Source organism: Amycolatopsis sp. NPDC051045, assembly GCF_040682955.1.
Taxonomy (GTDB): Bacteria; Actinomycetota; Actinomycetes; order Mycobacteriales; family Pseudonocardiaceae; genus Amycolatopsis.
Window position 1 is genome coordinate 333,661 of record NZ_JBFBCC010000003.1, and the last position, 25,372, is coordinate 359,032.

The following is a 25,372-nucleotide window of genomic DNA, read 5'->3' on the forward strand; positions in this document are numbered from 1 at the left end:
ACTTGGTGTGATCGGCGCCACAATCTGCACGTGCATTCGACGACTGCAAATGACCGTTCGTCGCATCCGAAAAGCGGCCCGCTCTGGGTAGAAAGTTCGGCTCGACCCATCGCCCCCAATGGGTCAGCAGTCATCCCAATGCGCAAGTTGCAGCTACTCGCCGTGACTTCTCACCTGGTCCTACCTGCGGGGACGAGATTCAGGAGGCGACGACCGGCGCCCGCGTCAGCACGACGGCGAACCCGAACGCCAGCCCCATGACGGTCAGCTCGAGCGTCGCCCATGCGGCGAGCGCCGTCCGGTCGTGCCGGACGATCCGCGGCATCAGCCGCCAGCGGACTCCTGCGCCGAGCAGGGCGATGACGCCGGTGCACGCGGTCTTCAGGATGAGCAGCTGCCCGTACGGCGTCGTGAAGATCGCCGTCCAGAAGCCGATGGTCGGGTTGAGCGACACCTCGACCAGGCCGTTGAACAGCCCGGTCGCCGCGGAGATGACCAGGCAGAGCGTCGCGAGCTTCGAGAACCGGGGCAGCGCGTGCGCCAGCAGCGTCCGGTTCGCCACGAGGAGCACGGTCATCGCGCCGAGGCCGCCGGTCCAGGCGACAGCGCTCATGACGTGCAGCTCCATCGAGATCATCGTGTAGTCGTGGTAGTTCCAGTTCGACGCGTGCCCGGTAACCGGCAGCGGCAGCAGCGCGAACAGGCCGAGCCCGACGCGGACCTCGGCGGGCACCTTCTCGCCGAAGCGCAGGGCCAGCGCGCCGATCCCGGCGTGGACGAGGGCGAGCACGGCGACGATGACGAGCGCCTTCCCGGCACCGACGTCGCCGATGTACTGGCCGATGTCGCGCGGCGAGAGCGTCGAGGTGCCCGGCTTGAACTCCGCGGTCTGCAGGATCAGCGCGACGACCGCGGCCGTGGCCCAGACGAGCGCGGCCGCGACGCCGGCCGGGCGGGCCAGCCGCATGACCGGCTCGGTGAGTTTCGGCCGGTCGTAGCCGACGAGCACGGAAAGCAGCGCGAGCCCGATCGTGGTGACCGCGGCGAGGTCGAGCAGCACCCGAACGACCGGGATGCCGGCCGAGACCACCGCGCCGGGCTGCACCACGCCGGGGACCGGGGTGGTGGCGGTGAGCGCGACGCCGATGAGGGCGCCCAGCAGTCCCGCCGTCACGACGCACAGCAGGGTCGAGTAGCGGACCTTCGTGGTGGTCTCGGCCTGGGTCATCCTGGTGTCTTCTCTACTGGTTCTCTTCGACAGCCCTGCCGCCCGCTCGCAGGGCCACGGTCAGCCCGATGGCCAGCAGCACGACCGCGCCGGCGATCCAGACCCAGATCGGCACGCCGCTCGAGGTCGACTGCGGCGCCGCCGAAGACGAGCCGCCCGGCGACCTCGCCGCGTCGACGGTCGCCGGCGTGCCGGTGCCCGCGGTCGTCAGGGTGAAGGTGAGCTCACCGGTCACCGGGTGGCCGTCCGCGGACAGCACCCGGTAGCCGACGGTGTACTTCCCGGCCGGCCCGAGCGGCCGCAGGGGCGCACTGATGACGTTGTTCACCACGCTGATCGGCCCTTCGGCCCACTGGCCGCCGCCGGGTCCGGTCACCGCGATCTGGTTGACGTCTGCGCCCTGCACGTACTGGTCGAACGTCAGGCTGAGCTTCGGCGGGCCGGCGGCGACGGACGAGCCGTTCGCCGGGTCCGAGGAGATCAGCACGTTGTGGGCCAGCGCCGGGGTGGCCGTGCCGAGCACGGCCACCCCGGTCAGTGCCAGCGCGACGAGCGCCTTGCGCATCTAGTTGGTGCCTCCCGACTTGGCCGTGGCCTTGCGGGCCCGGACGGTTGCGCCGGCCCCGACGCCGAGGCCGATGGCGCCGACGAGCAGGCCGGCCCCGCCGAGCCAGCGGGCGGTGTTGTCGGACGTCGCCGCCGCGGCTTCAGTGTGCTCCCCGGTGGTGGAGGCCGTGCCCGCGGCCATCCCGCCGTGCTCGTCGTCCGTCTTCGCGGCCAGCTTGACCGCCGGGGCCGGGTGCTCCGGCTCCTCGCCGCCGGCCGGAGTCGGCTGGTTCCAGTCGACGACCTTGCCGTCGCTGTAGGTCTGGTGCGCCGGGAACTCCACCTGGTCGACGTTGGTCGGCAGGGGCCCGAAGCTGACCGAGAACTCCTGGTAGTCGGTGGCCTTCAGCTCACTGCCCGGCTGCGCGGTCCAGGTCACCGCGGTGACGGCTTCGGTGATCTGCGTGCCGTTGTCCTTGGTGATCGGGGCGGGCAGCTTCGACTTGACGACGTCGGCGGTCCAGCCGGGGACCGGCTTGGTGCGCACCGAGCCGATGCCGTAGTCCGCCTTGAAGTCGACGGTGACCTTCGTGGTGGTGACGGGGGCCTTCTCCTCGCTCGGCACGCGGAACACGATCGCGGCGTAACCGCCCTTGGTGGGCTGGGCGCCGTAGACGTTGGCGGTGACGTGCGCGGACGCCGCGCCCGCGCCGAGGAGACCGGCGACACCGACGGTGGCGGCGAGGAAACCGGCGCGCTTGAAGACGTGCTGGGACATGGGTTCACTCCTGATGAACTCAAGAAAGGCAGCGGACCGGGGGGTCCGCTGTGTCGGGGGACGAGCTGGGTTTCAGGAGTGAACGGGTGGGCCGCGCCGCCCGCGGATCCGGCGGAGGTCGACGCCGACGAGGTGGTCCGGGCCCTCCACGCGGGCCGGGACGAGCGCGGGAGCCGCGGCGGGCACCGGCAGCGGTGTGAGCAGCCGCGGCAGGATCATCCGCAGCACGGCCAGCACCGTGAGCAGCATCGTGTCCGCGCGGGAGAGCAGGAGCGCGGTCAGCACGGTTGCGACGGTGTGCGCGGCGATCATGCCGAGCCCGGTGCGGCCGGGCATCGCGTACATGTCGTGGTGGCCGGCGAGGGTGGTGAGCAGGAGGTGCATCACCAGCTGGGCCGCTCCGAGCAGGACGATCGTGGCGACCGGTCCGCGCCCCTTGCGGGCGAGCGCGGCCGCGGTCCAGCCGAACAGGCCGGTGAGCAGCGCGGTCATCGCGGGATCCGGCAACCCGCCGTCGGCGAGCCGGTGGGCGGTGACGGAAAGCACTCCCGCACTCACGGCGAGCAACACCCCACGGGTAGCGCCGAGCACGGCGGGACGCCGTGCCGGAACGCTCATGAGGAGCAGCCTAGGCGACCTGCTCCGCCGTGAACGTGTGATCCCGTGAAGTGAGCACACACCGAGTTCACGGCCCGCGCCACGCCGTGGTTCAGGCGAATTGTTGCCGATCTCCGCCGGTTAGGCCACGGTGGGCCGAAGACAGGGGTTTGGGGCGGCCGTGCCCTGGGTACTGAGCCGTCGGTCAGGAACTAGCCCGTTCGGGTGAAGGCCTGTACGAAGGGCGGGAGAGCGGACACGGATGAACCTCTTCGACTACATCTCCGACCGGGCGAGCAAGCTGTGGCTGGAGGCCTACCTGCACACCAGCTTGGTGGTGCAGTGCACGATCATCGCCGCGGTCCTCGGGGTGCTGATCGGGGTCGCGGTCTACCGCAGCCCCGTCGGCTCCGCCGTGGCCACGGCGCTGGCCAGCACGATCCTGACGGTTCCGTCGTTCGCCCTGCTGGGCCTGCTGATCCCCATCTCGGGGCTCGGTCCGACGACGGCCGTCATCGCGCTGGTGCTCTACGGCCTGCTGCCCATCGTCCGGAACACCATCGTCGGGCTCTACGGCGTCGACCCGGCGGTCACCGATGCCGCGCGCGGCATCGGGATGAGCCGCTTCGGGGTGCTCACCCGCGTCGAGCTGCGGCTGGCGTGGCCGGCGATCCTCGCCGGCATGCGCGTCGCGACGCAGATGCTGATGGGCATCGCGGTGATCTCCGCCTACGCGAAGGGCCCGGGCTTCGGCGCCGAAGTCTTCTCCGGGCTCACGAACGCGGGGAGCACGAACTCCCTCAACCAAGCCGTCACCGGCACGGTCGGGGTGGTCATCCTCGCCCTGCTGCTCGACGGCATCTACGTCCTGATCAAGCGCTTCACCATCTCTAGGGGTGTCCGTGGCTGAGAACGAGGAAGTCTCCGGCGTCGAGATCGAGCTGGAGCACGTGACCAAGCGGTACCCCGGCACCCGCGAGCCTGCCGTCGACGACTTCTCGATGGTCGTGCCCGCCGGGAAGATCGTCGTCTTCGTCGGCCCGTCGGGCTGCGGCAAGACCACCACGATGCGGATGATCAACCGGCTGATCGAGCCGACGTCCGGCCGGATCACCATCGGTGGCGAGGACGCGCTGAAGCTGGACGTCGACACGCTGCGCCGTCGCATCGGCTACGCCATCCAGCAGGCCGGGCTGTTCCCGCACTTCACCGTCGCGCAGAACATCGCGGTGGTGCCGGGCCTGCTCGGCTGGGACAAGAAGAAGGTCAACGACCGGGTCGAGGAGATGATGGACCTGGTCGGGCTCGACCCGGCCGACTTCCGCGACCGGTTCCCGCGCCAGCTGTCGGGCGGGCAGCAGCAGCGCGTCGGCGTGGCGCGGGCGCTCGCCGCGGACCCGCCGGTGCTGCTGATGGACGAGCCGTTCGGCGCGGTCGACCCGATCACCCGCGGCAACCTGCAGGACGAGCTGCTGCGCCTGCAGGGCGAACTGCAGAAGACGATCGTGTTCGTCACGCACGACTTCGACGAAGCCGTGAAGCTGGGCGACAAGATCGCGGTGCTCGGCAACCAGTCGTCGATCCTGCAGTACGACACCCCCGAAGCGATCCTGGCGAACCCGGCGGACGACACGGTCGCGGGGTTCGTGGGCGCGGGCGCGTCGCTGAAGCAGCTGACGTTGCTGCGCGTCCGCGACGTCGAGCTGCAGCAGGACGCGCTCACGGTGACCGTCGACGAGTCGCCTGCTTCGGTCCGGGAGAAGCTCGACAAGTCGCGCCGGCACTTCGCGCTCGTGCTGGACGCGCGCCGTCGTCCGACGCGGTGGGTGCACGCCCGCGAGCTGACTTCGGCGTCTTCGCTGGCCAACCTCGGCCGGCCGTTGCGGGACGTCGTCAGCCTGCAGTCGACGCTCCAGGACGCGCTCGAGGCGATGCTCGCCGAAGGCGGGTCGGTGCCGGTCACCGGCGCGCGCGGCGAGTACGCGGGCACCATTCAGCTGGACACCGTGATCGCGACGATCCAGCAGCTGCGCGACGAGCACTCGAACGGCGAAGAGGTGTCCGCATGACGGCTGCCGTCGATACCGGTTTCAGCACCGAGTCCGGCTCGAAACGCGCGGAACGCGTCCGGCTGTTCGCCCAGCCCGTCGTGGTGCTGGTGATCGTCGCGGTGACGCTGGTTTCGGTGTTCTCCAGCGGGCTGACCGCGACGGAGAAGGCGACGCTCAACGCGTCGTCGTTGCTGACGGCGCTGTGGGACCACCTGCTGATGACGCTCGTGGTGACGGCGATCGTCGTGCTGGTCGCGGTGCCGCTCGGGGTGATCGTGACGCGGCCGTGGGCGCGCTTCCTGGCCCCGGTCTTCCTGGCGATCGCGAACATCGGGCAGGCCGCGCCCGCGCTGGGCGTGCTGGTGCTGTGGTTCATCATCACCGGCGCGACCGGCGGTATCTGGGTGGCGGCGCTGCCGCTGGCGTTCTACTCGCTGCTGCCGGTGCTGCGGAACACGATGGTCGGCATCCAGCAGGTCGATCCGGCGCTGATCGACGCGGGCCGCGGCATCGGGATGTCGGCGACCGCGGTGCTGTGGCGCGTCGAGCTCCCGCTGGCCGTCCCGCTGATCCTGGCCGGCCTGCGCACGTCCCTGGTGCTGGCGGTCGGCACGGCGACGTTCGGCATGTTCGTCAACGCCGGCGGCTTCGGGCTGCTCATCGACACCGGCTACAAGCTGAACCTGACGTCGGTGCTGGTCACCGGCTCGGTGCTGGCCGTCGCGCTGGCGCTGCTGGTGGACTGGCTGGGCGCGGTCGCCGAACAGTACTTCGGGCCGAAGGGGCTGCGATGAAACTCCACCGGTTCACGGCGGCGTTCGCCGCGGCCCTGCTGTGCGGCACGCTCTCGGCGTGCGGCCTGACGGTCAACCAGGCGGTCCCGTACGACATCCGGCCGGGCACGATCCAGCCGATCCCCTCGCTGCAGGGCCTGAAGGTGACGGTGGGGTCGAAGGACTTCACCGAGAACATCATCCTGGCGTACATGGCCGAGATGGCGTTGACGGCGGCGGGCGCGGACGTGGTCGACCTGTCCGACATCAAGGGCTCCAACTCCTCCCGCCAGGCGCTGCTGTCCGGGCAGACGGACGTCACGTGGGAGTACACGGGAACGGGCTGGATCAACTACCAGGGCAACGAACTCCCGGTCCCGGGCGGCGAGCAGGCCCAGTACGAGGCGACGGCCAAGGCGGACGAGGAGAAGTTCGGCGTCACGTGGCTGAACTATTCGCCGCTGAACGACCAGTACGCATTCGCCGTGACCGAGGCGTACGGCGCGAAGAACAACCTGAAGACGACGTCAGATTTGGCGGCGTTCATCAAGCAGAAGCCGGATCAGGCGGTGTTCTGCCTGGAGACGGAGTTCACCAGCCGCCAGGACGGCTTCCCGGCGGCGGTCAAGGCGTACGGCTTCCAGAACCCGACGGTGAAGAACTTCGGCATCGGCACGATCTATTCGGCGGTGGCGAGCGGAACCTGCCCGGTGGGCGAGGTCTTCACGACGGACGGCCGCATTTCGGGCCTGAACCTGCGAGTGCTGGAGGACGACAAGAAAGCGTTCCCCCAGTACAACGCGGTGGCGACGCTGCGCACGGAGTGGCTGAAGCAGCACCCGGAGGTCCGCGGCCCCCTGGAGAAGGTGAGCGCGGCGATCGACAACGAGCAGATGGTCCAGCTCTGCAAACAGGTGGACGTCGACGGCCAGGACGCGGGCAAGGTGGCCCACGACTGGATGGTCAAGAAAGGCTTCGTGAAGTAGCGGATTTGACAAACGCCCGGGCTGCGCTCACGCGGCCCGGGTGTTTGTCAAATCCGCTGTCCACAGGTACGGAGTTGTCCACAGATTTCCGCGGCACCCGTTTTTGGCCCCTACCGCCGATAGACTGGACCAGGGGACGCCCCCCGGGATAGGGCGGGGGCTGCGGTCAGATCCCCAGCCGGTGCAGCAGCTGCCCCTCCAGCCGTTCGAGCTCGCCGGCCACCGCTCGGTGCGCCGACTTCCGCCGGGCCGCCGGCATCCGCTCCGCGGCGCGGACCGTCGCCGCCAGCTGCTCCAATGTTCCCAGCGAATCGCGGGCGAACGATTTGTCCTCCGCGGAGGCCTTCTCCGACTTCTCCAAGTCGTGGCAGCCCTCCGCCAGGCCCGCGATCCGGGCGTGCAGGGCCGCGCCGCGGCCGGTGTACTCGCCCAGCCGGTCGACCGAGATCCCCAGCTTGCGTGCCTGGTAGCGGTCGTACGCCTCCCGGGCCGCGCCCGCCGCGCGCACCGCGAGGGGCGCCACCACCGGGATCACCGCCGGGCCGAGCACCTTCGCCACCGCGATCGCGTTCTTCGCCCTCTTTGGGGTGAACCTGGCATCACCCTCGACCTTGGCCTTGCGCGCCATGGCACCTCCTGCGACGTGTCGAGGTCGAACTTACTGGTCGCCTGGGTGGCGGGCATGTCGGCTCGGCGGTGGGAATCTAGAGTGATCTCCATGAACACCGAGGTGGTACTCGACGCGGGCGCGGTCAGCCGCTGCCGTCGCCGCGTGCACCTCGAGCACGACCCGGCCATGCGCGAGGTACCGCTTTCCCCGCCCGACCCCACCGCGCAGCAGCGGATCGACGACGCCGCCGCCCACCGCGAGGACATCGTCAGCCGGCTGATGGCCGCCAACCCCGGCCACTGGGTGAAGATCGCCCGGGACCTCCCGGCGCACGAGCGCGTCGAGCGGACCGAACAGGCCTTCGCCGAAAAAGCGCCGTACATCTGGGGTGCGCTGCTGCCGGTCGACGCGGCCGGGCACCGGCGGGGCGGCATCGACCTGCTCGTCCGCACCGGCCACGGCTACGTCCCGGTGCTCGTCGTGCGCCACCGCATCACCGACCGCGGTACCGGCGCCGTCGTCACCGGCCTGACCGACCTCGACCCGGCGCACCGCGCGGCCGACAACGGGCGCAAGGTCCGGTCGCAGCCGCGTGACCAGCTCCGGCTCGTGCACATCCGCCGCATGCTGCAGACGCTCGGGCAGGCCGACGAAAGCCTCGCCCTCGGCGGCGTGATCGGCCTCGACGCCGACGTCGTCGTCTGGCACGACCTCACGGCGGGCACCTGGCCGGGCGGGCGCAACGCGCTCACCGAGTACCAGGTCCGGTTCGCCGACCGGCTCGCCATCGCCACCGCGGCGGCCAACGGCGAGGAGCCCCTCGCGGAGCCGTCGCGCGTGCTGGAGTGCCGGCGCTGCCCGTGGTGGCCGACCTGCGAGGTCGTGCTGACCGAATCCCGCGACGTCAGCCTCGTCGTCCGCGGCGAGGACGCCGTCGAGCTGCGCCGGGCCGGCGTGTCCACTGTGGACAAGCTGGCGGCGCTCGACCCGGCGGGCGAGCCGCCGGCGGTGAACTGGACGGGCGTCACCTTCCCGGACGCCGTCGTGCTCGCCCGGGCGTGGCTGGCCGACCTGACGCTCGTCCGCCGCGTCGAGGAGGTCGAGGTGCCGCGTGCCGACGTCGAGGTCGACGTCGACATGGAGAGCTTCGGCGACGCCGGCGCGTACCTCTGGGGCTGCCTGCTCAGCGGCGCCGACATCGGCGTCCCGCAGGGCTACCGCGCCTTCGCGACGTGGGACCCGTTGCCCACCGACGACGAGGCCCGGTCCTTCGCCGAGTTCTGGGCCTGGCTCACCGACGTCCGCGAGCGCACCGAAGCGGCCGGTCTGACCTTCCGCGCCTACTGCTACAACGCGCTCGCCGAGAACCGCTGGCTCTTCGGCTCCGTCGAGCGCTTCGGCGACCACCCCGGCGTTCCGGGGAAGAAGATCATTCAGTCCTTTGTGGACTCCGAGCAGTGGGTGGACCTCTTCCGCAGCGTCACCGACCAGTTCCTGTGCTCCCACGGCAAGGGCCTGAAGGTGATCGCGCCGGTGGCCGGCTTCTCCTGGCGCGACCCCGAGGCGGGCGGCGAGGCGTCGATGCGCTGGTACCGCGACGCCGTGGGCATGGACGGCGAGCAGCCGGACGACGAGCAGCGCGAGCGGCTCCTGCGCTACAACGAGGACGACGTCCTCGCGACCCGGGCCCTGCGCGAGTGGATCAGCGCACGGGCGCAGGCCGAGGTCCCGTACATGCGCGACCTCTGAGGTGCTTTGTCGACTAAGACACTTGCCCGCTGACGCGTCCTACGCAATACTCGTCCACGAGTACTCGTAGACGAGGAGTTCGATGAAGCGGCGGAAGGTCGGCAACATGCTCGGCTTGGCCGTGCTGTCCGTCGTGCTGGAACGCCCCATGCACCCGTACGAGATGGCGGCCGTGCTGAAGCAGCGCGGCAAGGACGCCGACATGCCGATCAAGTGGGGGTCGCTGTACACCGTCGTCGCGAACCTCGAAAAGCACGGCTTCATCGAGGCCGTCGAGAGCGTGAAGGACGGCGGTCGGCCCGAGCGGACCGTCTACCGGATCACCCCGGCCGGTCGCGAGGAGTTCGAGGACTGGGTCCGCGAGCTCGTCGGCACGGTCGACCCCGAACCCCCGCGGTTCCGGTCGGGGCTGTCGATGATGGGCGTCCTCGGCCCGGACCAGACGATCAGCCGGCTCCGGCAGCGGCTGGGAGAGCTCGACGAACGGGCCGGGAAACAACGGGCCGTGCTCGAGCAGCTGCGGCCGATGATGCCGCGGGTGTTCCTGATCGAGGTCGAATACGACATCGCGATGACGGAGGCCGAAGCCCGCTGGGTGCGCGGCTTCCTCGACGAACTGACCAGCGGCGCCTTGCCCGGCATCGACGCGTGGCGGCGCTACTACGAGACCGGCGAATTCCCCGATGACCTGGGGGAGTTCGTGGAACAGGAATAGCACGGACCCCGGGTGGTGCTGGCACACCGCCCGGGGTCCTCGACCCCGAACCGAGCACGCCCGGCCACGAGGTGGCACCGCAAGGATAACCGGGTGCGCTCTTCGGTTCGGCTCAACCGAAGAGGAGAGATCCATGGAGACGACCCGCAAGCACAAAGTGCCCGAGATGGAGGGCTTCCAGGCCCGCTGGTACGCCAAGAACCGGGGTACCGAGGCCCAGCTCGCGCAGTACCGGCGGCAGGCGGCCGAGGTGACCGCCGGCCTGGCGGACGGCGCCGAGATCCTGGAGGTGGCGCCCGGTCCCGGCTTCTTCGCCGTGGAGCTGGCGAAGCGCGGCTTCCGCGTCACCGGGCTCGACATCAGCCACACGATGGTCGAGATCGCCCTCGAAGAAGCCCGGAAGGCGGGTGTGGAGGTCGGCTTCCGGCAGGGGGACGTCACGAAGGCGCCCTTCGCGGCTGAGTCGTTCGACTTCGTGATCTGCCAGGCCGCGTTCAAGAACTTCCGGCAGCCGGTGGCGGCGCTGAACGAGATGCACCGGGTGCTGCGCCCGCGCGGGTTCGCGGTGATCCACGATCTCAACCACGCGGCCACCAGCGCGGACATCGAGCGTGACGTCGCCGGGATGCACCTCGGCGCGGTCAGCGGCTTCACCGTGCGGCAGACGCTCGGGTGGCTGCGGCGCCGCGCGTTCACGCCCGCGCAGTTCGAGGCGCTGGCGGCGGAAAGCGCGTTCGGCGGCTGCTCGGTCACCGCCGACGGCATCGGCTTGGAAGTCCGGCTGACGCGCTGACCGCAGGGGCGGCACTTCCGGTGGGAAAGTGCCGCCCTTCGGGTCAGCGCGGGGCCATCCGCAGCGAGCCGTCCATCCGGACGACCTCGCCGTTCAGGTAGTCGTGGTCGATGAGCGACAGCGCGAGCTGCGCGTACTCGTCCGGCCGCGCGAGCCGCTTCGGGAACGGGACGCCGGCGGCCAGCGACGCGCGGAAGTCGTCGCTGACCGTGGCGAGCATCGGGGTGTCGACGATGCCGGGCGCGATGGTCAGCACGCGGATGCCGTGCGAAGCGAGGTCGCGGGCCGCGGGGAGCGTCATGCCGACGACGCCGCCCTTGGACGACGAGTAGGCGACCTGCCCGATCTGGCCGTCGAACGCCGCGATGGAGGCGGTGTTGATGATGACGCCGCGGGCGTCGTCGTCGAGGGGCTCGGTCTTGGCGATCGCCTCGGCCGCGATGGTCAGCACGTTGAACGTGCCGACGAGGTTGATCTGGATGACCTTCGCGTACAGCGCCAGGTCGTGGCGGCCCTTCTTGGACAGGATCCGCGCGGACGGCCCGATGCCGGCGCAGTTGACGACGGTCCGCAGCGGCACGCCGGCGCCCGAAGCGGTCGCGACGGCGGCTTCGACCTGCTCGACGTCGGTGACGTCGGCCTCGACGTAGGTGATGCCGTCGATCGGCTCGGCCTTCTCGATCGACGCCGCCAGGTCGAGCGCGAACACCCGCGCGCCCTTGGCCGCGAGGGCCTTCGCCGTGGCTCCGCCGAGGCCGGACGCGCCCCCGGTGACGAGCGCCGCGGTGTCGGTGATCTGCATCGTTGCCGTTCCCTTCGTCTTCGCTGTCGCGGAGACAGGTTAACGCTCGTTCGCACGCGAGGTTCGTGTCTTCGCTCACCGCTCCCGGGGGCGACCGGTTCCGTTAGCGAAGTGGCCAACTCCGGCTGTCAGCTTCAACGGCATGACGCCAGCTCGGATCGTGGTGGTGGGAACCGGATACGTCGGCTTGACCACGGGGGCCTGCCTGGCCAGTCTGGGACATTTCGTCACCTGCGTGGACGTCGACCGCGCGAAGGTCTCCCGCTTGGGCGCGGGCCGCGTCGACATCCTCGAACCCGGGCTCACCGACCTGGTGCACCGCGGGATCGCGACCGGGCGCCTCCAGTTCGTCGTCGGCGCGCGGGACGCGGTCCGCACCGCGCAGGCGGTGTTCCTGTGCGTGCCGACGCCGATGGGGGCCGGCGGTTCCGCGGATCTGCGTGCGGTCGAGGCGGTGACGGCCGAGATCGGTGACGTCCTGCCCGCCGGCTGCGCGCTCGTCACCAAGTCGACCGTGCCGGTCGGCACGTCGACGCGGATCCGGCAGCTGGTCGGCCGGACCGACGTGCCGGTGGTGTCGAACCCGGAATTCCTTCGCGAAGGCACCGCGGTCGCCGACTTCCTCGGCCCGGACCGGATCGTCGTCGGCTCGGACGATCCCGCCGCCGCGCGCTGGGTCGGCGAGCTGTACGCGGCGCTCGACGCACCCCTCGTCGTCGCCGACGCGGCGAGCGCGGAGCTGGTGAAGTACGCCGCGAACTGCTACCTCGCGCTGAAGCTGTCCTACGTCAACTCGATCGCCGAGCTGTGCGAACGGCTCGGCGCGGACATCGACCTCGTCACCGAGGGCATGGGCCACGACCGGCGCATCGGGCGGACGTTCCTCAAGCCCGGCCCCGGCTGGGGCGGGTCCTGCCTGCCGAAGGACACCAGCGCCCTGGTCAAGGTGGCCGAGTCGGTGAACTACGACTTCACCATGCTGACCTCGGCGATCGACGAGAACCTCGCCCAGCGCGACCGGATCGTCGCGAAGATCGCCGGCGCGGTCGGCGGGACACTGGCCGGCGCCCGGATCGGCGTGCTGGGGCTGGCCTTCAAGGCGGGCACCAACGACCTGCGCGACTCGCCCGCGCTCGCCGTGTCGTCGGTGCTGTGCGCGCTGGGCGCCGAGCTGATCGCCTACGACCCGGCGGTCGACGGCGGGATCGCCGGGATGACCGTCGTCGACGACGCCTACCAGGTCGCGAAGGACGCGGACGCCGTCGTCGTGCTGACCGAGTGGGCCGAGTTCAAGCACCTCGACTGGGCGGTGATGGCCGAGCTCATGGAGGGCATCGACGTCGTCGACACGCGCAACCTGCTCGACCCGCGGGTCATCGTGGCCGCCGGGCTGTCCTGGCAGGGCGTCGGGCGGCCGCGGGCGGCGGCGCGGATCAAGGTTTCGTGAGCGTCCGATCTTGGTTAGGCTGGCCGCACGGCATCGCGTGTCGGTCACCGGCTGGGTGAGGCATGGAGGTGGCGGGAGTGCCCTCGGAGGCATTTAACCTTGTCCGTTCCTGTATCCGTTGAATTGAACCATTTGATCGTCCCGTCCCGGAACAACCGGGAATCCGCCGAATTCCTGGCGAACCTGCTCGGCCTCGAAGTCGGGGAAGAATGGGGTCCGTTCATCCCCGTCGAGACGCGCAACGGCGTCCGGCTGGACTTCGCGACCATCCCCGAAGAAGACCTTCGCCTGCAGCACTACTGTTTCCTGATCCCGGAAGACGACTTCGACGCCGTCTTCGCGCGGCTCGTCGAAAGCGGCGTGGCGTACCACGCCGATCCGATGGGAAAGCAGATGGGCGAAATCAACCACAACCACGGCGGCCGTGGTGTCTATTTCCTCGATCCCGGCGGGAACGGGATCGAAATCATCACGCAGCCGTACGAACCGGACCGGCGGCGTCCGACGGTTTGGTAGTTCGTTAGCTTTGCGTACTATCGGGTCATGTTCACGACGAGGCCCGAGCTGGCCGGCACCTTCGGGATGGTGGCATCGACGCACTGGCTGGCTTCGGCCACCGGGATGGCGGTGCTGGAAGACGGCGGCAACGCGTTCGACGCGGCGGTCGCCGCCGGGTTCGTCCTGCAGGTCGCCGAGCCGCACCTGTGCGGCCCGGCGGGCCAGGTGCCCGGCCTCTTCGTGACGGCGGACGATCCGACCCCGCGGGCGCTGGCGAGCCAGGGCCCGTCGCCCGCGGGGGCCACGCCGTCGCATTTCGAGTCCTTGGGCCTGGACCTCATCCCGGGCAGCGGCCTGCTCCCGGCGACCGTCCCCGGCGCGTGGGACGGCTGGCTCCTGCTGCTTCGCGACTACGGCACGAAGCCACTTCGCTCGGTGCTCAGCTACGCGATCGGCTACGCGCGGAACGGCGTCCCGCTGGTGTCGCGGGTCGGCGACACGATCCGCGCCGTCGAGCGGCTGTTCGTCGAACACTGGCCGACGTCCGCGGAGTTGTGGCTGCCGGACGGCAAGCCGGCGGCCGGGCTGCACCGGAACCCGGCGCTGGCGGCCACCTGGGAACGGCTGCTGCGGGAGGCGGAGTCCGTCTCGGGCCGCGAAGCGCAAATCGATGCGGGCCGTCGGGCCTGGTCACAGGGCTTCGTCGCCGAAGCGATCGAGGAGTTCAGCCGGACCGCGTTCCGCGACGACTCCGGCCGCGACCACGCGGGCCTGCTGACCGGCGACGACCTGGCGTCGTGGTCGGCGTCGTACGAGGAACCGGCATCGGTCGACGTCGGCGACTGGCGCCTGGTCAAGATGGGTGGCTGGACGCAGGGCCCGGCGCTGCTGCAGCAGGCGCTCCTCCTGCACGGCTTCCGCGACGAGTTGTCTTACGCAGACGGCGTGCCGTCGGAGCGCACGGTGCACTTGGCGGTCGAAGCGGCGAAGCTGGCCTTCGCGGACCGCGAGGCCTGGTACGGCGACACCGACGTCCCCCTGGACGTGCTGCTCTCTTCTGACTACACGGATTCCCGGCGCGCTTTGATCACCGACACGGCGTCACCCGACCTTCGCCCGGGTGACGCGCGCGGGCCGGCGCGGCTCCCGGCGATCCTGAACTCGCTGCAAGGCATGGCGGTGCAGGGCGGCGCGACCGGCGAGCCGACGGTCGGTCCCCAGGGCCAGACGCGCGGCGACACGGTCCACCTGGACGTCGTGGACGCGGCGGGCAACCTGGTGTCCCTGACCCCGTCCGGCGGCTGGCTGCAGTCGAGCCCGGCGATCCCGTCACTGGGCTTCTGCCTGGATTCGCGCGGACAGATGTTCTGGCTGGAGCAGGGCCTGCCCAACTCCCTGGCGCCGCGCAAGCGCCCCCGCATCACGCTGTCGCCGTCCCTGGCCCTGCGCGACGGCGTCCCGACCCTGGCGTTCGGCACCCCGGGCGGCGACCAGCAGGACCAGTGGCAGCTGTGCTTCTGGCTCGCCCACGTCTACGGCGGCCTGAACCTCCAGGAAGCGATCGACACCCCGGCCTGGCACACGACGGCGTTTCCGAGCTCGTTCTACCCGCGCTCGTGGAACCCGCGCGAGCTGGTGGTGGAGTCCCGCCTGGGCAAGTCCACATTGGACGGCCTACGCGCCCGCGGCCACGAGATCGTGGACGCGGGCGACTGGGCATTGGGCCGACTCTCGGCAGTCTCCCGCTCCGACGGCCTCCTCCGCGCGGCGGCCAACGCGCGCGGCATGCAGGGCTACGCGGCGGGCCGCTAGCTCCGCGGCTTTTCCCAGAGCCAGAACTCGATGCCCTGGTTGTCGGTGCAGTCCGCGGTGGTCCCGTACGGGTGGTTCTCCACCTCGCCCGCCTGGCCGCCCTGCTCGCGCACCCGCGTCAGGGCCGCCTCCAGGTCGTCGACCGCGTACATCAGCTTCCAGCCGACCTGGCGGTCCCCGGCCCACAGGCCACCTTCGAGACCGGGGCCCGAGAACCCCCAGGCGTCGGACACCGAACCGGGCGTGAACTGCCAGCCCAGCACCGCGCCGTAGAACGTCTTCGCCGGCTCCGCTTCCGGGACCTGGAACGTGAAGTACATCGCCTCGCCGGGCTTCGGCTGGGGCTTCGGTGCCGCCTGGGACACCAGCCAGCGCTGGCCGAACGGGTCGCGGAACGAGCCGCCCCGGCCGTACGGGGAGTCGCTCACCGCGCGGATCAGCGTCGCGCCCAGTTCCACCGCCCGCGCCACGCTGGTGTCGGGATCCGGGACCTCGACCCGCACCGAAGCGCCACCCTCGCGCGGGGCGACGTGCCCGATCTCGGGGTACTCCTCGGCGAGCATCAGCACGGCGTCGCCGATGGCCAGCTCGGCGTGCCCGATCCGGCCGTCGTCCATCAGGATCGGTTCGCCGCGTCGCGTCGCGCCGAAGACCTCGACGTAGAAGTCGAGTGCGGCCCGGGCGTCGGACACGGCGAGGTACGGCGTCAGCGAGCGCAGTTCGGCGCTGGTCGCGGGCGCTTCGGTGGTGGTCATGTCGGCTCCGTTCAAGATGACGCGACGCAGGTTGTCGCGCAGTTCGGCGGCGAAGTCCGGGTCGGGGGCGACCCGCTCGGAGGGACGGCGAAGCGCGTCGAAAGGCTCAGGCATCGCGACCCTCCTTCTCCTCGTAAGCACGCCGGAACGCGGCGCGGGCCCGCACGAGCAACGCCTCGGTGGCGTGCACGCTGCGCCCCAGGTGGCCGGCGACCTCGGGGACGCCGAGGCCGTCGACGTAGCGCAGGGTCAGCGCGGCCCGGTGGTGCGGCCCGAGCGATTCGAGCACCTGTCTCGCGCGCAGGGCGTCGAGCTGCTCGTCCCACGGGTCCTCGACGTCCGGTTCACTGTCGTGGACCAGCCGCAGTCCGCGTTCCTCACGTGCTTTGCGCCGCCAGTGGTCGGCGAGCTTGTGCCGGGCGACGCCGATCAGCCACCCGGTGCTCACTGGAGGTGCGTACTCCTTGCGACAGGCGGCGACCGCTCCGAGGAACGTCTCGGACGTCAGCTCCTCGGCGAGCGTGCGGTCGCCGCACCGGGACAGCAGGTACCCGTAGACCTCCGGCAGGGCCGTCTCGTACAGCCCGAGCAGCGCGAAGGCCGGGTCCGGTCGTACCCGAGGTTCCGTCACACCCTCATCGTCGCTCCGCGCGCGCCTTTTCCGACGGGTGAATCCCGGATTTCTCAACCCGCGGGTCCGGCAGCCGCCGTCCGGTGATCGCGACGATCGTCGCCAGCACCGCCACCAGGCCGATCACCAGCGCGAACGCGTCTCGGCTGCCCAGCGAACCGGAAAGCGCCGCGTACAGACTCCCGAGCGTCGCCACGCCGAGGGCCAGTGACGTCTGCTGGGTCGTCGTCAGCACGCCGCTGCCCGCCCCGGCCAGATCCGTCGGGACATGGGACAGCACGATCCGGAACAGCGTCGTCATCGCCAGCGCGTTCCCGACGCCGATCGCCACCATCGCCGGCGCCAGGTCGAGGATCGTCACGTGCGGCCACGCCGACATCGTCGTGCAGAGCAGCGCCACCATGCCGATCGCCGTGATCGCACCGCCCACCGGGACGACCTTCGGGCCGTAGCGCGCCACCAGGCGGCTGCTCAGCATCGACACCGTGAAGTACGCGACCGCCAACGGGGTCAGCGCACCGCCGGCACCCAGCGGCCCGAAGTGCAGGTCCTGCTGCAACGTCATCGCGGACACGAACATGAACGAGCCGAACGCGCCGAAGAACGGGACCGCCACCATCAGCCCGCGGCGCACGCTCGGCAGCCGCATCACCGACGGCGGCAGCAGCGGCGTTCCGCCCCGCCGTTCCAGCCGCCGTTCGACGTGGACGAACGCCGCGGCCGAAACCGGCGACACGATCAGCAGGGCGAGAGTCCACGCCGGCCAGCCCAGCGCGCGGCCTTCCATCAGCGGCACGAGCAGGGACAACAGCGTCACGGCCAGCAGCACCGTGCCGAGGCGGTCGACGCCCAGCGGGTTGTGCGCACGGCTCTCCGGCAGCTTGCGGGCCAGCACCAGCACCACCAGGCCGATGGGCACGTTCACCAGGAAGATCGGCCGCCAGCCGGTGCCCCACAGGTCGGCCGCCACCAGTCCGCCGCCGAGCAGCTGCCCGACGACCGTCGAGATGCCGCCCGTCGCGCCGAACAGGCCGAGCGCGCGCGACCGCTTCTCGCCCGAAGTCGTCGTCGCCTGGATGATCGAGAGCACCTGCGGCAGCAGCAGGGCCGACGCCGCCCCCTGCGCGGCGCGGGCCACCACCAACGTGCCGGCCGTCGGAGCGATTCCGCAGGCCAGGGACGTCAGGGTGAACAGCCACAGCCCCCAGAAGAACAGCCGCCGCCTGCCGAACGAGTCGCCGAGGCGGCCGCCGACCACCAGCAGCACCGCGTAGGCGATGCCGTAGGCGGCGACCACCAGTTCCAAGGTGGCGGTGGACGCGTGGAGGTCGGCGTCGATCGTCGGGAGCGCGACGTTGACGATGAAGAAGTCGATGATCGGCAGTGCGGCCCCCAGCAGTACCGTGACCAGGCCGGCGGGGGTCAGTCCCGGCCGGGCCGGGACGCCGGCCGCGCTCGGCGCGAGTTCAGTCGTGGTCATGGGTACTACGATCAACCCCGTTTGAAACTGGTACCAGTTGCTGTTTATCCGGGTATTGACCACTACCTGGTACCAGGTTCGGGAGCGTGTCATCCTGGCACCATGACCGCCGCTGTCGAATCCGACCTTCGCCGCCAGGAGCTGGCGAGGTTCCTGCGCAGCCGTCGGGAGCGGATCACGCCCGAGCAGCTCGGCCTTCCGATCGTGGGCCGCCGCCGGACGCCGGGGCTGCGCCGCGAAGAGGTCGCGCAGCTCGCCGGGGTCGGGGTCACCTGGTACACGTGGCTCGAGCAGGGCCGCGACATCAACGCTTCCGAGCAGGTGCTGCAGGCGATCGCCCGCACCCTGCGGCTCGACCCGCACGAGCACGTCCACCTGTTCCGCCTGGCCGGTGCCCCCGAGCCCGAGCGCGAGAAGGACTGCCAGGTCATCACGCCGGCGATGGAGCTGATGCTCGAGAAGCTGGAGCCGTACCCGGTCGCGATCCGCAACGCCCGGTGCGACCTGCTCGGCTACAACCGCGGCTACACGTGGCTGATGGGCGACGTCGACGCGATCCCGTTCGAGGACCGGAACACCCTGGTCCAGTGCCTGCTCAACCCGGAGTGGCGCAAGCGGATGCTGGACCGGGAGACGAACATCCCGCGCGTGATCGCGTCCTTCCGCGCGGCGATGGCCGACCACGTCGCCGAGCCGGCGTGGAAACAGCTGGTGAAGCGGCTGAAGGCGGAGTCGCCGCTGTTCGCCGAGCTGTGGCCGCACCACGACGTCAACTCGGAGCCGATCCGCACCAAGCGGTACCTGCACCCGGACGTCGGGCTGCTGCAGTTCAACTTCACGTACCTCTACTACGGCCGGCGGTCCGAGATCACCATGTCGACCTACACGCCTGCCGACGAAGAAACGGCGGCGAAGCTGCCGCTCATGTTCGACTGACGACGTACGCCGGCAGTGCGCTTCGAGACGGACGCGCTGCCCGGCCGCGACCGGTAGTTTTCGCGGCATGACATGGCCGCCATGGGTGGGACGCGTGGTGCGCACCGTCGTCGTCACCGCATTCGTGCTCGGGGCGACCAGCGGTGCGTCGCGCTGGCAGCCCGGCGCGGCGCCGATGACCCCGCTCGCGGCCGGGTGGCTCGCGGCCACCGGGCTGACCCTGCTGGTCGTCCACCGCTTCCCGCTCACGGTCTTCCTGCTGACCGCCGCCTCCGCGTTCGGCTACTACGCCTCCGGCCTGCCCGGCGGACCGGTCATCCTGGTGCCGACCATCGCGTTGTTCGTGCTGACCCGGCAGCGCGGGCCGCTCAACGCGGGCAGCGCCGGCGCGGCAGTGCTCGCCGCCTACGTCGTGCACATCGTCCTGACCAGGTCGTTCGCGCTGGAGTCCGGCGCCGGGTTCCTCATCGTCTGGCTCACCGCGGTGATCGGGGTCGGCACCGCCGTCCGGTACCAGCTCGACGCGCTCGCCGCCCGCCGCGCGCAGGCCGACGAGCACCGCCACCGGCTCGCGGAGCAGGAGCGGCTGCGCATCGCCCGCGAGGTCCACGACGTCGTCGCGCACAGCCTCGCCATGATCAACGTCCAGGCGGGGGTCGCCGCGCACGTCGCCGACCGGCGGCCCGAGCAGGCGAAGGAAGCGCTGCTCAACATCAAGTCGGCCAGCGCGTCCGCGCTCAAGGACCTGCGCGCCACCCTGGCCGTGCTGCGGTCCGGCGAGGACAAGGCGCCCGCACCGAGCCTCGCCCAGGCCGGTGAGCTGCTGGCACACGCCCGTGACGCCGGGCTCACGGTCGACGTCCACGGCGACGCCGGCGAGCTCCCGGCGCCCGTGGACGCCGCCGCCTACCGAATCCTGCAGGAGTCGCTGACCAACGTCGTCCGGCACGCCGACCAGCCGGAACACGTCGACGTGCGATTCGAACGGCAACCAGGGTCCGTCACGCTCCGGGTCCGCGACGACGGCCGCGGCACCACCCGGCCGACGCCCGGTCACGGCCTGCGGGGCATGGGTGAACGCGCCGCGGCGCTCGGCGGGCGGTGCACCGCGGGGCCGGTCGAGGGCGGTTTCGAAGTGTGCGTCGAGCTACCGATCGAGGGGGAAGCATGATCCGCGTCCTGCTGGCCGACGACCAGATCCTGGTCCGCGCCGGGTTCCGCGTGCTGCTGGAGACCGAAGACGGCTTCGAGGTCTGCGGTGAAGCGGGCGACGGCGAACAGGCGGTCGCGCTCGCGCTCGAACACCAGCCCGACATCGTGGTGATGGACGTCCGCATGCCCGGCGTCGACGGTCTCGAAGCGACCCGCCGGATCACCGCGAACCCCGGCCTCGCCGGGACGAAGGTGCTGGTCCTGACCACGTTCGACGTCGACGAGTACGTCTACGAAGCCCTGCGCGCGGGCGCCAGCGGGTTCCTGCTGAAGGACACCGAGCCGGTCGAGCTGCTGCGCGCGCTGCGGGTCGTCGTGAACGGGGAGGCGCTGCTGGCGCCGACGGTCACGCGCCGCCTGATCCAGGAGTTCGTCGGGCGCCCGGAGAACCGGCGCATCGACACCAGCGCCGTCCGCGAGATCACCGACCGCGAGCGCGAGGTGCTGGGCCTGGTGGCGGGCGGCATGTCGAACGACGAAATCGCCGCCCACCTGGTGATCTCGACGGCGACGGCGCGCACCCACGTCAGCCGCATCATGACGAAGATCGGCGCTCGCGACCGCGCCCAGCTGGTGGTGCTGGCCTACGAGTCCGGGCTGGTCACACCGCGTCGCCCCGCCTGACCCGGCGCACCACGCGGACCGCGCGCACCAGGAACACCACGGCGAGGACACCGACCAGGCAGATCCAGATCACGGCGCCTCCTCTCCCGGCCGATGCTCTGCTCATAAGGCGTCCGGGAGGGGGACGGCGTTCACCGACACGGCGAACGTCACACGTTCAGGTCAGTTGTTCGTGCGTTCCGTCGGCGGCGCCTTCTGGACCTGGGCGGTCAGCAGCGTCTTGAACGAGCTGAGCGTCGCGTCCTTGGACGGGCCGAACGAGTCGATGATCACGACCCGGCTGTACAGCACGTAGACCGCGCGGTAGACCTGCTGGTTGCTGTCCGCCGCCGAGAACACCTGCACCCCGTGGAGGGACAGGTTGCGGTTGACGGTCAGGCCGCCTTCCTGCTCGGCGTTCCCGTACTCGGCGGCCACCGCGGCGGCGGCCTGCGGGTTGGGCAGCTCCAGCGCGAACAGGCCCAGCGTGACGTCGCCGTCCTTGGTCGTCTTGAGCAGGCCCTCGGTCATGCCGCTCTGCTTGCACTTCTCGATGACCGTGGTCGGCAGGTACTTGGCCGACTGCAGCTTGTCCATGTCGAACTCGCCACCGCCGGCGCGGGTGGTGCCCGCCGGGGTGACCAGCGCCGACGAGTTGTCGCTCGGCTCGGGCTTGGCCGCGGGCGGCTCCGGGAGCGGCTTGACGGTGGGCGCGGGCGGCGGCTGGGGGCTCGAGCTCTGGGCCACCGGCGGCGTCGTTCCGCCGTTGTCCTTGATGAACAGAGCCCAGACGCCGAAGCCGAGGCCGGCCACCACGAGCACCGCGACCACGGCGAAGGCGATCTTCTTGCCCTTGCCCGACGACGGCTGCGTCTGGAAGCTCTCCGGACCCTGGCTGATCCAGTCCGCGTTGTTCGACGGCGACAGCGGCGGGAACTCCGAACCGCCCCACGGCGGGCTGACGTCCTGCTGCGCCGCGCCCCACGGGTTCTGCTGCTGCTGCTGCATCGGCTGGGCGAACCCGCCGGCGGGGGAGTGCTGGGCGTACGGGGGCGGCGGCTGCTGCTGCATCGGCTGCGGGAACCCGCCCGACGGCGAATTCGGGTGCTGCTGCCACTGCGGGACGACCTGGGTCCGCTCGCCACCCCCGGCGTCGGCCGCGGAGACGACCTGCGTCGCCTCGGCCGAGTTCGCCTGCTGGGCCGGCTGCCCCACCGGGGTCACCGGCGCGATGATCTGCGTGTCGTCGGCGGTGCTCGGCCCCTGCTGCGGAGCGGGCTGGGCGGTGGCCTGGGCCTGGTCGCCGGTCGAGACCGCCATGGACAGCACCCGATCACGTCGCGCCCGGTATTCGTCGGCCGTCAGGTTTCCCGCCGCGAGCTCCTCGTCGAGCCTGCGCAGCTCTTCCTGCCAGGTCACCCCGGTACCCCCTTGGGTATATCGCCCTGCGAATGCGAACGTGTGGGTGCTGCTCACGCGGAGCGTGGCCGCACGGAGTCATTGTGCACGGGTGCGCCGACCTGTTCGTCGCCCACCACCCCGTCGTTACCTCGGTGTGGTGGACCCAGGGCCGCGGGTCAGCGCGGATGCGCGGCGAGCACCTGGCCGAGCAGGTCGATGGTCTGGTCGCGCAGGAGCGCGGACGACCCGCCGATGACGCTGCGCTCGACCATCTCGAAGGTGATGATGTCGCGGTCGGCGAACAGGCTCGTCATCTCCTGCGCCGAGCTTTGGGCGACCGTCTCGGTGTGCACGATGGTGACGTCCTGGCAGGTCGCGGCCAGGAACGGACTGGCGAACTGGCTGAACGAGTCGGCCACGACCGCCATGTCGGGGGCGATCGAGCCGGCGGGCGTGGCGCCGTCCGGCTGGGTCAGGTGCAGCGGGCTCTTGAAGTCGCTGGCGATGTAGCGGGTCCGGTCGGCGCCGCCGTCGGTGGACAGGCTGTACGTCGTCAGCTGCCGCTGTTCGGTCCGGCCCAGCACCCTGGCCAGGTCCGCGGGCCATTGCCGGACGCCGTTCGGCGCCGTCTGCCAGCCGGCGGTGCTGCCGGGCGCGATCGCCGCAACCAGCGCGTACGTCATGACCAGGCCGCCGTCGAACGACCAGTGCGTGTCGTTGCGGTCGTACAGCGGGTGGCCGACCCGCTTTTCGGCGTCGGCGAGCGCGGGCCGCAGGTCGATCGCACCGGTCTCGCGCGGCACGCGGTTCCAGAACTCCGCGGTCCGCGCCTGCGCGCACGGCTTGCCGACGTAGCTGTCGGGCAGGTGGGCCGGTTCTTCGCTGTACTTGTCCGGCGCGATGACCAGCTCGAACTTCCGCCCGGAGCGCTCCACCACGGCGCGCAGTTTCCGGAGGGCGGCGACGACGTGGTCGGTGTCCATCACCGGACGGCAGCGGGCGTTGACGTCCTCGCCGAGGTACAGCCAGCCGTCCTTGCCCGGCAGCACGGTGGGGTAGACGTACCCCGGGACGTCGCCGTTGTCCGGCTTCCCCTGGTCGACGCCGACCGTGCCGCCGTCGTGGCTCGTGCCCTGGCCGGAGCCGGGCGGGTCGCCGAAGACGCCGGTGCCGACGGCGTCGGCGGCCTGGACCCCGGCCTGCCGCAGTGGCAGGTGGTCGGTCGCCCAGCCGGCCATGCCGGTGAAGAACCCCCAGCCGTCGCCGAGGCTGGGGAACTCGCGCAGCGGCCGGTTCTCGAAGGCGGTGGGGCGCACGCCGACGGCCGACAGGAACAGCGGCGTGACGAAGAAGACGGCCGCGCAGGCCAGGGCCGTGCGCTGGCGCTTGCTGTGCCGGGGCCGGTAGAGGTTGTGCTCCTTCGGCAGCCACGACTCCGGGGTCCTCGGCAGGCCCTGCTCGGCGGGCAACTGCGACGGAGGACGGGACGACACAGCCGTATCCTAGCGCCGGGCCGGTGACGGGCGGTCCGGATCCGTGATCTCGGAGGGGACGTGCGATGAGCGGTGGCCGAGGGCCGGGCTACGACCAGCGGCTGGCCAGGGAGCGCGAGACCTTCGCCGGCCAGGAGGAGATCCACGGCAACCTGCCGCCGTCGGCGCACCGGTGGTCCAACCGGCACGTGCGCCCGAAGCTGGAAGCGCTCGGCGTGCCCGGCCTCGACGAGCTGATCGTCGGGCAGATCGCCGAACGCGCGCAGCGGCTTTCCCGGGACGCCGTGGTGCTGTCGCTGGGCAGCGGCAACGGCGACCAGGAGCTCGGCTGGCTGCGTGGCCTGACCGCCGCCGGTCTGGACAACGTGCGGCTGCGGCTGCTCGAACTGAACCCGGAGATGCAGGCGCGCGCCGAGGCGTCGGCCCGCGCGCAGGGCGTGGCCGACCGCGTCGAGCTGATCACCGCGGACTTCAACACCTGGCGCGCCGACGCCGAGCACGACGTCGTCGTCGGGTTCCAGGCGCTGCACCACGTGCTCGACCTCGAACACCTCTACGGCCAGATCAAGAGCAGCCTCACCGCGGACGGCGTCCTGGTGGTGCACGACATGATCGGCCGCAACGGGCACCGCCGGTGGCCCGAGGCCCACGAAGTCGTCGACCGGATCTGGGCGACGCTGCCGCCGGAACTGCGCCGCAACGCACTGACCGGGCAGATCGACGAGCAGTTCGTCGACGTCGACTGCGCCGCGGACGGCTTCGAGGGCATCCGGGCCCAAGACGTCCTGCCGGTGCTCCTCGACGTCCTCCACCCGAGCCTGTTCCTGCCCTACGGCAACGTGATCGACCCGTTCGTCGACCGCATCTACGGCCACAACTTCGCCATGGACAACGCCGGGCACGTCGCCCTGATCGACGAGATCGGGGTGCTCGACGACAGCCTGCTCGACCTCGGGCTCGTCACCGGAACGCGGCTGACCGCGCTCTTCCACCCGGCGCCGCAGCCGCTGCGCGTCCACGGCAACCGGACGCCGGAGCGGTCGGTGCGGGACACCCGGGTCGTCGACCCGGCCGGCCGCGTCTCGTTCCGGCCCGGCGGGACGAACGGCGAACGGCTGGTGCGCGGCGCCGGGATCGTGACCGGCCGGATGAACGGCGTCGCCCACGACGACTGGGCGGCCCCGTCGGTCGAGTTCCCGGTCCTCACCACGGCACCGGTCGACGCCGTGGAGTTCCGGACCTACCTGCCGGACGACGCCGCCGAGCACGGCAGCGTCACCGTGTCCGTCGACGGCGTTCCGGTCGCGAAGGCCGACGTCGGGCCGGGCCTGACGGAGCAGGTGCTGCCGGTCCGGCTCGACGCGCACCGGCAGGTGCGGCTGTCCTTCGACGCGGACTGGTCGGTGACGGCCGGTGGCGACCGGCGCACGCTGGCGTACGTCCTGGTCGGGCTGGGGCTGCTGGAAAGGTGAGGTC

General features: G+C 71.1%; 25 protein-coding genes. 14 read left to right on the forward strand and 11 right to left on the reverse strand.

The annotated features are described in order from the left end of the window. Nucleotides 1-199: 199 nt before the first annotated feature. The 4 genes from AB0M80_RS09355 to AB0M80_RS09370 all read right to left on the reverse strand — a co-directional run bounded on the left by AB0M80_RS09355 (nucleotide 200) and on the right by AB0M80_RS09370 (nucleotide 3,119). Nucleotides 200-1,228, reverse strand: a complete 1,029-nt coding sequence (locus AB0M80_RS09355) for a CopD family protein (protein WP_364561229.1) — start codon at nucleotides 1,226-1,228, stop codon at nucleotides 200-202. A 13-nt stretch (nucleotides 1,229-1,241) separates the two neighbouring features. Beyond that, on the reverse strand, nucleotides 1,242-1,793 hold the full coding sequence (locus tag AB0M80_RS09360) for a copper resistance CopC family protein (RefSeq protein ID WP_364561232.1): 552 nt from the start codon (nucleotides 1,791-1,793) through the stop codon (nucleotides 1,242-1,244). After that, a complete protein-coding gene (locus AB0M80_RS09365; protein ID WP_364561234.1) occupies nucleotides 1,794-2,552 on the reverse strand; it encodes a YcnI family protein in 759 nt (252 codons plus the stop codon). Nucleotides 2,553-2,624: 72 nt separating this feature from the next. After that, the gene (locus AB0M80_RS09370) at nucleotides 2,625-3,119 is read right to left on the reverse strand and encodes a hypothetical protein (RefSeq protein WP_364562019.1); all 495 of its coding nucleotides are present in this window, start codon (nucleotides 3,117-3,119) and stop codon (nucleotides 2,625-2,627) included. 292 nt (nucleotides 3,120-3,411) lie between these two features. Between AB0M80_RS09370 and AB0M80_RS09375 the strand changes: the two genes are divergently transcribed. Genes AB0M80_RS09375 through AB0M80_RS09390 form a run of 4 tightly spaced genes read left to right on the forward strand, consistent with a single transcriptional unit; the run spans nucleotide 3,412 to nucleotide 6,959 of the window. Further along, nucleotides 3,412-4,059 (forward strand): ABC transporter permease, encoded by a 648-nt coding sequence (locus tag AB0M80_RS09375; RefSeq protein WP_364561237.1) that lies wholly within the window; start codon nucleotides 3,412-3,414, stop codon nucleotides 4,057-4,059. Continuing rightward, nucleotides 4,052-5,218, forward strand: coding sequence for an ATP-binding cassette domain-containing protein (locus tag AB0M80_RS09380; protein ID WP_364561240.1), 1,167 nt, complete (start codon nucleotides 4,052-4,054; stop codon nucleotides 5,216-5,218). The genes AB0M80_RS09375 and AB0M80_RS09380 overlap by 8 nt, the downstream gene beginning before the upstream one ends. Then, nucleotides 5,215-5,994 carry an ABC transporter permease gene (locus tag AB0M80_RS09385; protein WP_364561242.1) on the forward strand — a complete coding sequence of 260 codons (780 nt, stop codon included), beginning with the start codon at nucleotides 5,215-5,217 and terminating at the stop codon, nucleotides 5,992-5,994. The genes AB0M80_RS09380 and AB0M80_RS09385 overlap by 4 nt, the downstream gene beginning before the upstream one ends. Beyond that, nucleotides 5,991-6,959 (forward strand): glycine betaine ABC transporter substrate-binding protein, encoded by a 969-nt coding sequence (locus AB0M80_RS09390; RefSeq protein WP_364561245.1) that lies wholly within the window; start codon nucleotides 5,991-5,993, stop codon nucleotides 6,957-6,959. Before AB0M80_RS09385 ends, AB0M80_RS09390 begins: the two co-directional genes overlap by 4 nt. 166 nt (nucleotides 6,960-7,125) lie before the next feature. Here the strand turns inward: AB0M80_RS09390 and AB0M80_RS09395 are convergent, their stop codons facing one another. Further along, nucleotides 7,126-7,587 (reverse strand): DUF6474 family protein, encoded by a 462-nt coding sequence (locus AB0M80_RS09395; RefSeq protein WP_364561248.1) that lies wholly within the window; start codon nucleotides 7,585-7,587, stop codon nucleotides 7,126-7,128. Between the two features lie 90 nt (nucleotides 7,588-7,677). Here AB0M80_RS09395 and AB0M80_RS09400 point away from each other — a divergent pair, with 90 nt between their 5' ends. The 3 genes from AB0M80_RS09400 (at nucleotide 7,678) to AB0M80_RS09410 (ending at nucleotide 10,826) form a co-directional block, all read left to right on the forward strand. Further along, the gene (locus tag AB0M80_RS09400; RefSeq protein ID WP_364561250.1) at nucleotides 7,678-9,318 is read left to right on the forward strand and encodes a TM0106 family RecB-like putative nuclease; all 1,641 of its coding nucleotides are present in this window, start codon (nucleotides 7,678-7,680) and stop codon (nucleotides 9,316-9,318) included. 82 nt (nucleotides 9,319-9,400) lie between these two features. After that, nucleotides 9,401-10,033, forward strand: a complete 633-nt coding sequence (locus AB0M80_RS09405; protein WP_364561251.1) for a PadR family transcriptional regulator — start codon at nucleotides 9,401-9,403, stop codon at nucleotides 10,031-10,033. Between the two features lie 133 nt (nucleotides 10,034-10,166). Further along, nucleotides 10,167-10,826: a class I SAM-dependent methyltransferase gene (locus tag AB0M80_RS09410; protein WP_364561254.1), complete on the forward strand. Its 660-nt coding sequence runs from the start codon at nucleotides 10,167-10,169 to the stop codon at nucleotides 10,824-10,826. A gap of 43 nt (nucleotides 10,827-10,869) precedes the next feature. Here AB0M80_RS09410 and AB0M80_RS09415 read toward each other — a convergent pair whose 3' ends face one another. Next, nucleotides 10,870-11,628 (reverse strand): SDR family NAD(P)-dependent oxidoreductase, encoded by a 759-nt coding sequence (locus AB0M80_RS09415; protein WP_364561257.1) that lies wholly within the window; start codon nucleotides 11,626-11,628, stop codon nucleotides 10,870-10,872. A gap of 142 nt (nucleotides 11,629-11,770) precedes the next feature. Here AB0M80_RS09415 and AB0M80_RS09420 point away from each other — a divergent pair, with 142 nt between their 5' ends. The 3 genes from AB0M80_RS09420 to AB0M80_RS09430 all read left to right on the forward strand — a co-directional run bounded on the left by AB0M80_RS09420 (nucleotide 11,771) and on the right by AB0M80_RS09430 (nucleotide 15,385). After that, complete coding sequence (locus AB0M80_RS09420; protein ID WP_364561259.1) at nucleotides 11,771-13,075, forward strand: UDP-glucose/GDP-mannose dehydrogenase family protein; 1,305 nt, start codon at nucleotides 11,771-11,773, stop codon at nucleotides 13,073-13,075. 132 nt (nucleotides 13,076-13,207) lie between these two features. Beyond that, nucleotides 13,208-13,591: a VOC family protein gene (locus AB0M80_RS09425; RefSeq protein ID WP_364561262.1), complete on the forward strand. Its 384-nt coding sequence runs from the start codon at nucleotides 13,208-13,210 to the stop codon at nucleotides 13,589-13,591. Between the two features lie 27 nt (nucleotides 13,592-13,618). Continuing rightward, a complete protein-coding gene (locus tag AB0M80_RS09430; protein ID WP_364561265.1) occupies nucleotides 13,619-15,385 on the forward strand; it encodes a gamma-glutamyltransferase in 1,767 nt (588 codons plus the stop codon). On the opposite strand, the gene AB0M80_RS09435 is transcribed toward AB0M80_RS09430, so the two are convergent. Genes AB0M80_RS09435 through AB0M80_RS09445 form a run of 3 tightly spaced genes read right to left on the reverse strand, consistent with a single transcriptional unit; the run spans nucleotide 15,382 to nucleotide 18,251 of the window. Further along, the gene (locus tag AB0M80_RS09435) at nucleotides 15,382-16,254 is read right to left on the reverse strand and encodes a VOC family protein (RefSeq protein WP_364561268.1); all 873 of its coding nucleotides are present in this window, start codon (nucleotides 16,252-16,254) and stop codon (nucleotides 15,382-15,384) included. The two genes, AB0M80_RS09430 and AB0M80_RS09435, sit on opposite strands and share 4 nt — an antisense overlap. After that, nucleotides 16,247-16,771: a sigma-70 family RNA polymerase sigma factor gene (locus AB0M80_RS09440; protein ID WP_364561270.1), complete on the reverse strand. Its 525-nt coding sequence runs from the start codon at nucleotides 16,769-16,771 to the stop codon at nucleotides 16,247-16,249. The genes AB0M80_RS09435 and AB0M80_RS09440 overlap by 8 nt, the downstream gene beginning before the upstream one ends. Nucleotides 16,772-16,775: 4 nt before the next feature. Further along, nucleotides 16,776-18,251 carry an MFS transporter gene (locus AB0M80_RS09445; RefSeq protein WP_364561272.1) on the reverse strand — a complete coding sequence of 492 codons (1,476 nt, stop codon included), beginning with the start codon at nucleotides 18,249-18,251 and terminating at the stop codon, nucleotides 16,776-16,778. Nucleotides 18,252-18,353: 102 nt separating this feature from the next. Between AB0M80_RS09445 and AB0M80_RS09450 the strand changes: the two genes are divergently transcribed. The 3 genes from AB0M80_RS09450 to AB0M80_RS09460 all read left to right on the forward strand — a co-directional run bounded on the left by AB0M80_RS09450 (nucleotide 18,354) and on the right by AB0M80_RS09460 (nucleotide 21,023). Continuing rightward, on the forward strand, nucleotides 18,354-19,187 hold the full coding sequence (locus AB0M80_RS09450; RefSeq protein WP_364561275.1) for a helix-turn-helix transcriptional regulator: 834 nt from the start codon (nucleotides 18,354-18,356) through the stop codon (nucleotides 19,185-19,187). A 67-nt stretch (nucleotides 19,188-19,254) separates the two neighbouring features. After that, nucleotides 19,255-20,358 (forward strand): sensor histidine kinase, encoded by a 1,104-nt coding sequence (locus AB0M80_RS09455; RefSeq protein ID WP_364561278.1) that lies wholly within the window; start codon nucleotides 19,255-19,257, stop codon nucleotides 20,356-20,358. Beyond that, on the forward strand, nucleotides 20,355-21,023 hold the full coding sequence (locus AB0M80_RS09460) for a response regulator transcription factor (RefSeq protein ID WP_364561282.1): 669 nt from the start codon (nucleotides 20,355-20,357) through the stop codon (nucleotides 21,021-21,023). The genes AB0M80_RS09455 and AB0M80_RS09460 overlap by 4 nt, the downstream gene beginning before the upstream one ends. Before the next feature lie 162 nt (nucleotides 21,024-21,185). On the opposite strand, the gene AB0M80_RS09465 is transcribed toward AB0M80_RS09460, so the two are convergent. Both AB0M80_RS09465 and AB0M80_RS09470 read right to left on the reverse strand, forming a co-directional pair. Further along, entirely contained in the window at nucleotides 21,186-22,421 is a 1,236-nt protein-coding gene (locus AB0M80_RS09465) for a DUF1707 domain-containing protein (RefSeq protein ID WP_364561285.1), read from the reverse strand. Nucleotides 22,422-22,579: 158 nt separating this feature from the next. Beyond that, nucleotides 22,580-23,896, reverse strand: coding sequence for a hypothetical protein (locus tag AB0M80_RS09470; protein ID WP_364561287.1), 1,317 nt, complete (start codon nucleotides 23,894-23,896; stop codon nucleotides 22,580-22,582). Nucleotides 23,897-23,961: 65 nt separating this feature from the next. Between AB0M80_RS09470 and AB0M80_RS09475 the strand changes: the two genes are divergently transcribed. Beyond that, nucleotides 23,962-25,368 carry a methyltransferase domain-containing protein gene (locus AB0M80_RS09475; RefSeq protein ID WP_364561290.1) on the forward strand — a complete coding sequence of 469 codons (1,407 nt, stop codon included), beginning with the start codon at nucleotides 23,962-23,964 and terminating at the stop codon, nucleotides 25,366-25,368. Nucleotides 25,369-25,372 lie beyond the last annotated feature (4 nt).

Coding starts and splice junctions, on each gene's coding strand:
- AB0M80_RS09355 (WP_364561229.1), bottom strand. CDS start 1,228: ATGACCCAGGCCGAGACCACCACGAAGGTCCGCTACTCGACCCTGCTG.
- AB0M80_RS09360 (WP_364561232.1), bottom strand. CDS start 1,793: ATGCGCAAGGCGCTCGTCGCGCTGGCACTGACCGGGGTGGCCGTGCTC.
- AB0M80_RS09365 (WP_364561234.1), bottom strand. CDS start 2,552: ATGTCCCAGCACGTCTTCAAGCGCGCCGGTTTCCTCGCCGCCACCGTC.
- AB0M80_RS09375 (WP_364561237.1), top strand. CDS start 3,412: ATGAACCTCTTCGACTACATCTCCGACCGGGCGAGCAAGCTGTGGCTG.
- AB0M80_RS09385 (WP_364561242.1), top strand. CDS start 5,215: ATGACGGCTGCCGTCGATACCGGTTTCAGCACCGAGTCCGGCTCGAAA.
- AB0M80_RS09390 (WP_364561245.1), top strand. CDS start 5,991: ATGAAACTCCACCGGTTCACGGCGGCGTTCGCCGCGGCCCTGCTGTGC.
- AB0M80_RS09395 (WP_364561248.1), bottom strand. CDS start 7,587: ATGGCGCGCAAGGCCAAGGTCGAGGGTGATGCCAGGTTCACCCCAAAG.
- AB0M80_RS09400 (WP_364561250.1), top strand. CDS start 7,678: ATGAACACCGAGGTGGTACTCGACGCGGGCGCGGTCAGCCGCTGCCGT.
- AB0M80_RS09405 (WP_364561251.1), top strand. CDS start 9,401: ATGAAGCGGCGGAAGGTCGGCAACATGCTCGGCTTGGCCGTGCTGTCC.
- AB0M80_RS09410 (WP_364561254.1), top strand. CDS start 10,167: ATGGAGACGACCCGCAAGCACAAAGTGCCCGAGATGGAGGGCTTCCAG.
- AB0M80_RS09415 (WP_364561257.1), bottom strand. CDS start 11,628: ATGCAGATCACCGACACCGCGGCGCTCGTCACCGGGGGCGCGTCCGGC.
- AB0M80_RS09420 (WP_364561259.1), top strand. CDS start 11,771: ATGACGCCAGCTCGGATCGTGGTGGTGGGAACCGGATACGTCGGCTTG.
- AB0M80_RS09430 (WP_364561265.1), top strand. CDS start 13,619: ATGTTCACGACGAGGCCCGAGCTGGCCGGCACCTTCGGGATGGTGGCA.
- AB0M80_RS09435 (WP_364561268.1), bottom strand. CDS start 16,254: ATGCCTGAGCCTTTCGACGCGCTTCGCCGTCCCTCCGAGCGGGTCGCC.
- AB0M80_RS09445 (WP_364561272.1), bottom strand. CDS start 18,251: ATGACCACGACTGAACTCGCGCCGAGCGCGGCCGGCGTCCCGGCCCGG.
- AB0M80_RS09450 (WP_364561275.1), top strand. CDS start 18,354: ATGACCGCCGCTGTCGAATCCGACCTTCGCCGCCAGGAGCTGGCGAGG.
- AB0M80_RS09455 (WP_364561278.1), top strand. CDS start 19,255: ATGACATGGCCGCCATGGGTGGGACGCGTGGTGCGCACCGTCGTCGTC.
- AB0M80_RS09460 (WP_364561282.1), top strand. CDS start 20,355: ATGATCCGCGTCCTGCTGGCCGACGACCAGATCCTGGTCCGCGCCGGG.
- AB0M80_RS09475 (WP_364561290.1), top strand. CDS start 23,962: ATGAGCGGTGGCCGAGGGCCGGGCTACGACCAGCGGCTGGCCAGGGAG.